The organism is Olsenella profusa (assembly GCF_016900315.1).
In the GTDB taxonomy this organism is placed as follows: Bacteria; Actinomycetota; Coriobacteriia; order Coriobacteriales; family Atopobiaceae; genus Thermophilibacter; species Thermophilibacter profusus_A.
The window spans coordinates 123,148-133,883 of record NZ_JACSNQ010000004.1 but is presented as its reverse complement, the minus strand read 5'-3'; the positions used below and the strand labels follow the sequence as shown (position 1 = coordinate 133,883).

The 10,736-nt window shown below is 66.8% G+C and carries 12 protein-coding genes; all 12 read left to right on the top strand.

Annotation, left to right across the window (positions count from 1 at the left end; all coding sequences use genetic code 11):
- Positions 1–306 (top strand): acetyl-CoA carboxylase biotin carboxyl carrier protein (accB, locus tag H9X80_RS03755; protein WP_204793006.1); only part of this gene is annotated, 306 nt, incomplete at its 5' end.
- A gap of 11 nt (positions 307–317) precedes the next feature.
- The gene (gene fabZ / locus H9X80_RS03750) at positions 318–746 is read left to right on the top strand and encodes a 3-hydroxyacyl-ACP dehydratase FabZ (protein ID WP_204793005.1); all 429 of its coding nucleotides are present in this window, start codon (positions 318–320) and stop codon (positions 744–746) included.
- A gap of 101 nt (positions 747–847) precedes the next feature.
- Positions 848–2,185, top strand: coding sequence for an acetyl-CoA carboxylase biotin carboxylase subunit (gene accC / locus H9X80_RS03745; protein ID WP_204793004.1), 1,338 nt, complete (start codon positions 848–850; stop codon positions 2,183–2,185).
- On the top strand, positions 2,178–3,899 hold the full coding sequence (gene accD, locus H9X80_RS03740; RefSeq protein ID WP_204793003.1) for an acetyl-CoA carboxylase, carboxyltransferase subunit beta: 1,722 nt from the start codon (positions 2,178–2,180) through the stop codon (positions 3,897–3,899). Before accC ends, accD begins: the two co-directional genes overlap by 8 nt.
- Positions 3,887–4,705: a DegV family protein gene (locus H9X80_RS03735; RefSeq protein ID WP_204793002.1), complete on the top strand. Its 819-nt coding sequence runs from the start codon at positions 3,887–3,889 to the stop codon at positions 4,703–4,705. Before accD ends, H9X80_RS03735 begins: the two co-directional genes overlap by 13 nt.
- Before the next feature lie 478 nt (positions 4,706–5,183).
- On the top strand, positions 5,184–5,555 hold the full coding sequence (gene rpsL / locus H9X80_RS03730; protein WP_072374142.1) for a 30S ribosomal protein S12: 372 nt from the start codon (positions 5,184–5,186) through the stop codon (positions 5,553–5,555).
- A 42-nt stretch (positions 5,556–5,597) separates the two neighbouring features.
- Positions 5,598–6,068 carry a 30S ribosomal protein S7 gene (rpsG, locus tag H9X80_RS03725; protein WP_204793001.1) on the top strand — a complete coding sequence of 157 codons (471 nt, stop codon included), beginning with the start codon at positions 5,598–5,600 and terminating at the stop codon, positions 6,066–6,068.
- A 25-nt stretch (positions 6,069–6,093) separates the two neighbouring features.
- A complete protein-coding gene (gene fusA / locus H9X80_RS03720; protein WP_204793000.1) occupies positions 6,094–8,190 on the top strand; it encodes an elongation factor G in 2,097 nt (698 codons plus the stop codon).
- Positions 8,191–8,229: 39 nt separating this feature from the next.
- The gene (gene rpsJ, locus H9X80_RS03715) at positions 8,230–8,538 is read left to right on the top strand and encodes a 30S ribosomal protein S10 (protein ID WP_072374151.1); all 309 of its coding nucleotides are present in this window, start codon (positions 8,230–8,232) and stop codon (positions 8,536–8,538) included.
- Positions 8,539–9,136: 598 nt separating this feature from the next.
- Positions 9,137–9,757 carry a 50S ribosomal protein L3 gene (rplC, locus tag H9X80_RS03710; protein WP_204792999.1) on the top strand — a complete coding sequence of 207 codons (621 nt, stop codon included), beginning with the start codon at positions 9,137–9,139 and terminating at the stop codon, positions 9,755–9,757.
- A gap of 37 nt (positions 9,758–9,794) precedes the next feature.
- Positions 9,795–10,421 carry a 50S ribosomal protein L4 gene (gene rplD, locus H9X80_RS03705; RefSeq protein WP_204792998.1) on the top strand — a complete coding sequence of 209 codons (627 nt, stop codon included), beginning with the start codon at positions 9,795–9,797 and terminating at the stop codon, positions 10,419–10,421.
- Entirely contained in the window at positions 10,421–10,720 is a 300-nt protein-coding gene (gene rplW, locus H9X80_RS03700; RefSeq protein ID WP_204792997.1) for a 50S ribosomal protein L23, read from the top strand. The genes rplD and rplW overlap by 1 nt, the downstream gene beginning before the upstream one ends.
- Positions 10,721–10,736: the final 16 nt, after the last annotated feature.

Here is a 10,736-nt window from a genome sequence, read left to right as displayed (position 1 = left end):
GCCCCCGCTCCCGCCCCGGGGCCTGCGGCCGAGCCCGCTCCCGAGGGAGAGGCGCCGCTCGACATGTCCCACACCACCGCCGTGCGTGCCCCGATGGTCGGCGTGTTCTACGCCGCCCCGGCCCCCGGCGCCGAGCCCTTCGTGCACGTGGGCTCCAAGGTCAAGAAGGGCGACACCCTCTGCGTCATCGAGGCCATGAAGGTCATGAACGAGGTTACCGCCGAGACCGACGGCGAGATCGTCGACATCTGCGTGAAGGACGGCGACCTCGTCGAGTACGGCTGCTGCCTCATGAAGATCTACTAGGGGAGGCGCGCATGAACAAGGAGGAGCTCAAGGGCCTGCTGCCGCACCGCGAGCCGATGCTGCTGCTGGACGAGGCGGAGGTTGTCGACGGCGAGGCCCACGGCAAGATCACCATCACCGGCGACGAGTTCTTCGTCCAGGGACACTTCCCGGGCAACCCCATCGTGCCGGGCGTGATTCAGTGCGAGATGCTCGCGCAGAACTGCTGCGTCCTTCTCGCCGACGACCTGGCCGCCAAGGGGGCGACGCCCCTGTACACGAGCCTCGACAAGGTCCGCTTCAAGCGGCCCGTCCGTCCCGGCGACACCGTCGAGCTCACCTGCCGCATCACCCGCAGCCGCGGGCCCTTCCGCTTTGCCACCGGCGAGGCGCGCGTCGACGGCGAGCTCTGCTGCACGGCGGAGATGTCGTTCGCCCTCATGCCGGGCGAGAAGAACTAGGCGGCTGACGGGGCGCTGGGGCGGGCTCCCCTCTGACCCATGCGTCGACGGGTCAGAGGGGCCTGCGCCCAGCCGCCCCGATCCTTCTTAAGGAGGCTCCAGTGTTCGACAAGATCCTCATAGCCAACCGTGGCGAGATCGCCGTCCGCGTGATCCGCGCCTGCAAGGAGATGGGCGTCAAGACCGTGGCCATCTACTCCACGGCCGACGCCGAGGCGCTGCACGTGGCGCTCGCCGACGAGGCCTACTGCGTGGGCGGCCCGCGTCCGGCGGACAGCTACCTCAACGAGGACGCGATCCTCACCTGCGCGTTGCAGTCCGGCGCCAAGGCGATCCACCCCGGCTACGGGTTCTTCTCGGAGAACGCGCACTTCGCCCGCGAGTGCCAGGAGTGCGGCCTCGTCTTTGTGGGCCCCTCGCCCGAGGTCATCGAGCGCATGGGCGACAAGGACGCCGCCCGTCGCACCGCCCGCGACGCCGGCGTGCCCATCGTGCCCGGCTGCGACCTGCTCAAGAGCGCGGAGGAGGCCGAGGCCGAGGCCGAGCGCATCGGCTGCCCGGTGCTCATCAAGGCCCGCTCGGGCGGCGGCGGCCGCGGCATCCGCAAGGTCGAGCGCCCCGAGGATGCGGGCAAGGCCTTCACCGAGGCCCACGCCGAGGCCGAGGCGGCCTTCGGCGACGGCGAGTGCTACATGGAGAAGTTCGTCTCGCCGGCGCACCACGTTGAGGTGCAGGTCCTGGCCGACGCCCACGGCCACGTGGTCAGCCTCGGTGAGCGCGAGTGCTCGGTGCAGCGCCGCAACCAGAAGCTCGTCGAGGAGAGCCCGGCGCCGTGCCTGGACGCACATCCCGAGGTCCGCGAGCGCATGCACAAGGCCGCGCGCGACCTCACGCGCGCCGTGGGCTACGTGGGCGTGGGTACCATCGAGTTCCTCTACTCCGACGACGGCAACTTCTACTTCATGGAGATGAACACCCGTCTGCAGGTGGAGCACCCCGTCACCGAGTTCGTGAGCGGGATCGACCTCGTGAAGTGGCAGCTGCGCGTTGCCGCCGGGGCCGAGCTGCCCTTCTCGCAGGACGACATCCACATCGAGAACCACGCCATCGAGTGCCGCATCAACGCCGAGACCCCGGAGTTCCTCCCGTCCTGCGGCGAGATCACGATGCTGCACGTCCCGGGCGGCCCTCTTGTCCGCTTTGACTCGGCGCTCTACATCGGCGCCGTGGTCCCGCCCTACTACGACTCGCTGCTCGGCAAGCTCATCGTCTGCTCGCCCACGCGCGAGGAGGCCATCCGCAAGATGCGCTCGGCCCTTGGCGAGCTGGTCATCGAGGGCGTGGCCGAGAACAGTGAGCTGCACCTCGACATCCTCTCCAACCCCGAGTTCGTCTCGGGCAACTACCACACCAACCTGATGGAGCACCTCTATGAGTAAGCGAGAGAAGAGCGCCAACGAGCTCGAGAGCCCGGTCACCGAGGTCATGGCCGAGATGCCGGAGCGCCACCTCCTCGTGAAGTGCCCTGGCTGCCGGCGCGTGATCGACCAGGACAAGCTGGTGGAGAACCTTGAGGTGTGCCCGCGCTGCGGCCGTCACCTGCGCGTGTCCGGCCGCAAGCGCATGCGCATGACCGTGGACGCCGGCACGTTCGTTGAGTGGGACGCCGAGCTCGCCGCCACGGACTTCCTGGAGTTCCCGGGCTATGAGGACAAGCTCGCCGCCGCGCGCGAGAAGACCCACGAGAACGACGCCGTGGTCTGCGGCCGCGGCAAGATTGGCGGGCACGACTGCGCGCTGTTCTTCATGAACGCCGACTTCATGATGGGCTCGATGGGCTCCGTGGTGGGCGAGAAGATCTGCCGCGTCTTCGAGCGCGCGCTCGAGGAGCGGCTGCCCGTGGTGGGCTTCACCGTCTCCGGCGGCGCCCGCATGCAGGAGGGGACCACCTCCCTCATGCAGATGGCCAAGGTCTCCGCGGCGGTCCGTCGCCACTCCGAGGCCGGGCTGCTCTACATCACCGTGCTCACCGACCCCACCACCGGCGGCGTCACCGCGAGCTTTGCCATGGAGGGCGACATCATCCTCGCCGAGCCGGGCGCCCTCGTGGGCTTCGCCGGCCCGCGCGTGATCGAGCAGACCACCCACAAGCGCCTGCCCAACGGCTTCCAGCGCTCCGAGTTCCTCCTGGAGCACGGCTTCTGCGACCTCATCGTGGAGCGCAAGGACATGGTGGCTACCCTCTCCGAGCTGCTCTGCCTGCACGAGGGCACCGCGCCCGCCGCCGACGCGCCGCACGCGCTCTCCTTCGAGGAGCCCCGTCGCGGCCGCGGCACGCGCCCCAAGCGCGCGCCGGAGCCCCAGAGCGCCTACGACATCGTCAGGCTCACCCGCTCCACGGACCGCGCCACCGCCCTCGAGCTCATCGAGCGCGGCCTGGACGGCTTCGTCGAGCTCCACGGCGACCGCCTCTTTGCCGACGACGCCGCCGTGGTGGCCGGCATCGGCTGGAAGGGCGACCGCGTCCTCACCGTGATCGGCATCGAGCGCGGCAACTCAACCAAGGAGCGCATGCGCCGCAACTTCGGCATGGCCCACCCCGAGGGCTACCGCAAGGCGCTGCGCCTCATGCGCCAGGCCGAGAAGTTCGGCCGGCCGGTGCTCTGCCTCGTGGACACCTCGGGCGCCTACTGCGGCATCGGTGCCGAGGAGCGCGGCCAGGGCGAGGCCATCGCGCACAACCTCGTGGAGATGAGCGGCCTCAAGGTCCCCGTGGTGAGCGTCGTGGTGGGTGAGGGCGGCAGCGGCGGCGCGCTCGGCCTGGCCGTGGCCGACCGCGTGCTCATGCTCGGCAGCTCCGCCTACTCCGTGGTGAGCCCGGAGGGCTGCGCCTCCATCCTCTGGAAGGACGCCAAGCGCGCCGACGAGGCCGCCGCGGCCCTGCACATCACCGCGCACGACCTGATGGACCTGGGGCTGGTGGACGGCGTGATCTCCGACCTGGGCCTCACCCACGCCGAGATCGCCCACGACCTCATGCGCGAGGTCGAGCTTGCCCTGGACGAGCTCGAGCGGCTTGACGCCGACGAGCTCGTGTCCTGCCGCTATCAGAAGTTCCGTGTGATGGGAGGCGACCGCATATGCTCGCGCTAGTCACCGACTCCACCTGCGGCCTCACGCGCGAGGAGGCCGCCGAACTGGGCGTGGACGTCGTCCCGATGACCTACGTGACCGACTCCGCCCGCCACGCCGAGGGGTTCGTCGGCGAGAACGGCGACTACGTGGCGCTTCTCTCCAGGAGCCGCCACGTGACCACCGAGGCCGTGCGCTCCGCCACCTTCGAGCAGGTCTTTCGCGAGCACCTCTCCGCGGGCGACGACGTGCTCTGCGTGACGATCTCCTCGCGCCTCTCCGGCACCTACCGCAGCGCCGAGGAGGCCGCCGAGGCCGTCGCCAGCCCGCACGTGGCCGTGGTGGACTCCTGGCTCACCGCGGGCGCGCTCGAGTTCCTCGTGCGCCGCGCCCGTGCCCTCGCCGACGCCGGCCGCAGCCTCGCCGAGATCAAGGCCGAGCTCGAGAGCCTGCGCGGCGGCACGCGCATCGTGTTCAGCGTGCCGGACATGGTGGCGCTCTCCCGCAGCGGGCGGCTCGGCGCCATCCGCCGCGCGGTTGCCACCAAGCTCAACCGCTACCCGGTGATGGCGCTCTCCGAGGGTGGCATCGTCAAGCTCTCCGACGGCCGCGGCGCCCGCGGCATGGCGGCCGCCATGGTCGAGCGCGTGCCGGAGGGCACCGAGGACCTCGTGGTCTGCCACTTCGGCCCGCGGGGCGTCGAGGCGCGCGAGGTTCTTCTCGCCGCGCGGTCGCGCTTCCCCGAGGCCCGCGTCCGGGTGAAGGACGGCGGCCCGGTCCTGGCCAAGCACCTCGGCCTCGGCGCCGTGGGCCTCGCCTGGATGTAGGGAGGGTTGCGGCCCCGCGCCGCGGCTGCCTGCGTTGCGCCACCTGCGTTACGCCGGCCGCGTTGCGGCGCTGTTACCCGGTTCGCGCCGCCGTCACCAAGTGCACCAATCAAGTGCACCGCCAAACCGCTCGTTTTTCTCGCAAGTGCACCCAAATCCCGGTTTTTCTCGCCAAGTGTACCGGGGTGCGGGTGCACTTCTTGAGTGCACCTGACGAGTGACGCAAGGTGCACCCGGCCAGACCGCGCAAGCGGGCGAGAAGAACGTGGAGAGACGGCGAGAAATACGCTCAGGCCGCCCTCGCGCGCCCTCCGCAACGTGAACATACGGTGGAGGATGGATACGCCCGGATCCGTGGCGTTTTGACAACTGGGGCAGCCGCGCGTAAAGTTCATCGTCGCGTCAATCCGGGGCAGAGGTGCTGCTCGGCCCTTGAATACGGGTTAAAGCATTAACGTTAGCTAAGAAGGAGAGAGCTTTGCCGACAATCAACCAGCTCGTTCGCAACGGTCGCGTGAGCGTCAAGTCGAAGTCCAAGAACGCAGCTCTGCAGCACAACCCCCAGAAGCGCGGCGTGTGCACCCGCGTCTTCACCACCACCCCCAAGAAGCCGAACTCCGCCCTTCGTAAGGTCGCCCGTGTGCGCCTCGTGAACGGCATCGAGGTCACGGCCTACATCCCCGGCGAGGGCCACAACCTCCAGGAGCACTCCATCGTGCTGATCCGCGGCGGCCGCGTGCGCGACCTCCCTGGTGTCCGCTACAAGATCATCCGTGGCGCCTACGACTGCGCCGCCGTGCAGAACCGCCAGAAGGCGCGCTCCCGCTACGGCACCAAGCGCCCGAAGTAGTCTCGCAGTCACTAAACGTCACCAGCTCTAAGGAGATATAACATGCCGCGTCGTGCAGCAGCCGTGCGTCGTGAGGTCCAGCCTGACGCCGTCTACAACAACCGTCTCGTGACCCAGCTCATCAACAAGGTCCTCCTCGATGGCAAGAAGGCCACCGCGGAGCGCATCGTCTACGGTGCCTTCAACATCGTGGCCGAGAAGTCCGGCGAGGACGCCCTTGCCGTCTTCAAGAAGGCCATGGACAACATTCGCCCGACCCTCGAGGTCAAGCCGAAGCGCGTCGGTGGCGCCACCTACCAGGTGCCGATGGAGGTCAACTCCCGTCGTGCCACCACGCTGGCCATCCGCTGGCTCGTGAACTTCTCGCGTGCCCGCAAGGAGAAGACCATGGCCGAGCGCCTTGCCAACGAGATCCTCGACGCCTCCAACGGCGTCGGCGCTTCCATCAAGCGTCGTGAGGACCTCTTCAAGATGGCCGAGGCCAACCGCGCCTTCTCTCACTACCGCTTCTAGTCGCTGACCCGAGGAGAGGCTATCTATGGCTAAGGTCAAGTACAACCTTAAGGACATGCGCAACATCGGCATCATGGCCCACATCGATGCCGGCAAGACCACCACGACGGAGCGCATCCTCTACTACACCGGCAAGACCCACAAGATCGGCGAGGTCCACGACGGTGCCGCTACCATGGACTGGATGGTTCAGGAGCAGGAGCGTGGCGTGACCATCACCTCCGCGGCCACCACGTGCTTCTGGAAGGACCACGTCATCCAGATCATCGACACCCCGGGCCACGTGGACTTCACCTCCGAGGTCGAGCGCTGCCTGCGCGTCCTCGACGGCGCCGTGGCCGTGTTCGACGCCGTGGCCGGCGTCCAGCCGCAGTCCGAGACCGTGTGGCGTCAGGCCACCAACTACAACGTCCCGCGCATTGCCTTTATCAACAAGTACGACCGCGTGGGCGCTGACTTCTGGCACGCCATCGACACCATGAAGGACCGCCTGCACGCCAACGCCGTCGCGGCCCAGATCCCGATGGGTGCCGAGTCCAACTTCTGGGGTCTCATCGACCTGGTCACCATGACCGCGTGGGACTTCAAGGAGGACGCCAAGGGCATGATTTACCCCGAGGCGATGGAGTCCATCCCCGAGGAGTTCGCCGACATCGCCGAGGAGAAGCGCGAGGAGCTGCTCGACGCCGCCTCCAACTTCTCTGACGAGGTCATGGAGCTCGTGCTCGAGGAGGCCGAGATCCCGGTGGAGACCCTCAAGGCCGCCCTGCGCAAGGGCGTCATCGACGGCGAGCTCAACCTCGTCTTCGTGGGCTCCGCCTACAAGAACAAGGGCATCCAGGAGCTGCTCGACGCCGTTGTCGACTACCTCCCGAGCCCGCTTGACGTCAAGGAGATCGACGGCACCAACCTCAAGGGCGAGCCTGAGGTCCGTCACGCCGACGCCAAGGAGCCGTTCTCCGCGCTCGCGTTCAAGATCATGACCGACCCGTACGTGGGCAAGCTCACCTACATCCGCGTGTACTCCGGTCACGCTGACGCGGGCTCCTACGTCTACAACTCCGTCAAGGACAACCGCGAGCGTCTCGGCCGCATCCTCGAGATGAACGCCAACGACCGTGTTGACCGCGAGGGCTGCTCCGCCGGCGACATCGTCGCCTGCGTTGGCCTCAAGAACACTACCACTGGCGAGACCCTCTGCGACGAGAAGCACCCGATCGTCCTCGAGTCCATCGAGTTCGCCACGCCGGTCATCTCCGTCGCCGTCGAGCCCAAGACCAAGGCCGAGCAGGAGAAGATGTCCGTTGGCCTGGCCAAGCTCGCCGAGGAGGACCCGACCTTCCAGGTGCACACCGACCAGGAGACCGGCCAGACCATCATCTCCGGCATGGGCGAGCTGCACCTCGAGATCATCGTCGACCGTCTGCGCCGCGAGTTTAAGGTCGAGTGCAACGTCGGTAAGCCGCAGGTCGCATACCGCGAGACCGCTGGCAAGGCCGTGACCCACGTCGAGGGCAAGTTCGTCCGCCAGTCCGGCGGCCGCGGCCAGTACGGCCATGCCGTCATCGACATGGAGCCCAACGAGGAGGGCAAGGGCTACGAGTTCGAGAACGCCATCGTTGGTGGCGTCATCCCGAAGGAGTACATCCCCTCCATCGACAAGGGCATCCAGGAGGCGCTCGAGAGCGGCGTCATCGCTGGCTACCCCGTCGTCGACATCAAGGTCAAGCTTATCGACGGCTCCTACCACGAGGTCGACTCCTCCGAGGCCGCCTTCAAGATCGCCGGCTCCATGGCCATCAAGGAGGCTCTGCGTCGCTCCAACCCGGTTCTTCTCGAGCCGATCGAGGAGGTCGAGGTTGAGACCCCCGAGCAGTACATGGGCGACGTCATGGGCAACCTCTCCGGCCGTCGCGGCAAGATCGAGGGCATGGAGGACCGTCGCGACACCAAGGTGATTCGCGCCAAGGTGCCGCTGGGCGAGATGTTCGGCTACGCCACCGACCTCCGCTCCCAGACCCAGGGCCGCGCGAGCTACACCATGCAGTTCGACTCTTACGAGCCCGTCCCGAAGAACATTCGCGACGAGATCGTCGCCAAGAACGGCGGAAACGCTTCCTAAGTCAACGATCACGAGCCCTAGCTCATTTGGAGGTACACAGTGTCAAGCCAGAAGATCAGGATTCGCCTCAAGGGCTACGACCACGAGGTCGTTGACCAGTCCGCGAAGCTCATCGTGGACACCGCCCAGAAGACTGGTGCCCGCGTGTCCGGCCCCATCCCCCTGCCCACCGAGCGCAACCTCTACACGGTCATCCGCTCGCCGCACAAGGACAAGGACTCCCGCGAGCAGTTCGAGATGCGCACCCACAAGCGCCTCATCGACATCCTCGACCCGTCCCCGTCCACGGTCGACTCGCTCATGCGTCTTGACCTGCCGGCCGGCGTCGACATCGAGATCAAGCTGTAGGCCGATCTCCTAAACGCAGCGGGGGAGCCCCGACCTTCCTTCGAGAAGTGCGCTACGCGGAACTTCTCTCCGGAAGGTCGGGGCTCCCTGCGTTTCGGGCGGCGAGGCCCAACCGCCGTGGGGGTGGGGTGGATGCACGGTTAGAAAGTGGGGCATGTTAGTGGGATGGGGCACTAAGATGCCCCGATTCCTAATCAAATGGGGTGCAATCGCACTAAGATGCGGCAAAACCTAACGCGAGCGCGGATGCGGGCGCAAATGAGAGCGCGAGCACGCGCGAACACGACACCCAACCCCGTCCAGGAAGTACCCGCCCGGCGAGAAGAACCTGCGGCCTGGATGCCGGACGGCATCGCAAGCACCTATGGATACGCCCGGTGGCGCGGAAAGTGACGCCGCAGCTCAGAGGGCTAAAAAATTCTGCGTAGACATTGTGAATTCCCTATCAGGCGTGTAGACTTAACAGGCTGCGCAAAAAGGGACTAGTGTGCCGAGAGGTCACGACACCCCTTCTGAGCAGCAGATACAGGACGTGGTCCGCTGGGGAGGGGCAACGGGTGTCCCAAGGTCCCATGACCACCGGAGGTTAGGAAAGAGCATGGTCAGCACGATCCTTGGCCGCAAGCTTGGGATGACGCAGATCTGGGACGAGAACGACAACGTCGTGCCCGTCACTGTCATCCAGGCTGGCCCCTGCACCGTCTCGCAGGTCAAGACGAAGGCGACCGACGGCTACGACGCCGTTCAGATCGGCTTCGGAGACATCTCCGCCAAGCACGTCAACAAGCCCATGGCCGGCCACTTCAAGGCCGCCGGCGTCGAGCCGATGCGCTACCTGCGCGAGGTCCGCGTCGAGAACGGCGAGGAGCACCACACCGGTGACGTCGTCACCGTCGCCGACTTCGCTGACGTCAAGGCCGTCGACGTCATCGGCACCTCCAAGGGCAAGGGCTTCCAGGGCACCATCAAGCGCTGGAACTTCTCCCGTGGCCCCATGACCCACGGCTCCCGCAACCAGCGCAAGCCGGGCTCCATCGGCCAGTGCGCCTACCCCGCGCGCGTCCGCAAGGGCCTTCACATGTACGGCCACATGGGCGACGAGCGCGTCACGGTCAAGAACCTCAAGCTCGTCCGCGTTGACGCCGAGCAGAACCTCATGCTCGTCAAGGGCGCTGTCCCCGGCGGCAAGAACGCCCTCGTCCAGGTCCGCATGGCCTAAGTGCCAGGAAATCTCTTAGGCTAACAAGGAGGACAGAATGTCCAAGTACGCTATCAAGAACGTCGAGGGGGCTGAGGTCGGCCAGGCCGAGCTCTCCGCCGACGTCTTCGGCATCGAGCCGAACATCCCCGTCATCCACCAGGCCGTGGTGGCCATCGAGGCCGGCGCCCGTCAGGGCACCCACTCGGTGAAGAACCGCCACGAGGTCTCGGGCGGCGGCGTGAAGCCGTATCGCCAGAAGGGCACCGGTCGTGCCCGCCAGGGCTCCATCCGTGCCGGTCAGTGGACCGGCGGCGGCGTGATCTTCGGGCCCACCCCGCGTGACCACTCCAAGCGCATCAACAACAAGATGGTCAAGCTTGCCATGCGCTCGGTTCTCTCTGGCAAGGTTGCCGACGAGGAGCTCGTCCTCGTTGACGCCATCGCCTTCGAGAAGCCGTCCACCAAGCAGGCCGTGGCCCTTCTCGCTGCCCTTGGCGTCGCCGACAAGCGCGTGACCGTCGTCGTCGACGACGAGAACGTCAACGCGTACCTCTCGTTCCGCAACCTCGAGAAGGTCAACATCATCGGCGTCTCCGAGGCCAACACCCGTAACCTCATCGACAACGGCGCCCTCGTCATGACCGCCGGCGTCGCCAAGCAGCTCGAGGAGGTGCTCGCATAATGAACTCCGCCTACGACGTGATCATCCGCCCGGTCGTCTCCGAGCGTTCCTTCGACCTCATGGAGCAGGGCAAGTACACCTTCGAGGTGGCCAAGTCCGCCCCCAAGGAGGAGATTGCCGCCGCCGTCGAGAAGCTGTTCGGCGTCCACGTGGTGAAGGTCAACACCATGAACGTCTCCGGCAAGAAGAAGCGCGTTCGCTACCAGACCCCTGGCACCACGCGCTCCTGGAAGAAGGCCGTCGTGACCCTCGCCGCCGGCGAGACGATCGAGATCTTCGGCAACCAGGCCGCTGAGTAAGGTTTCGCGCCCGGGC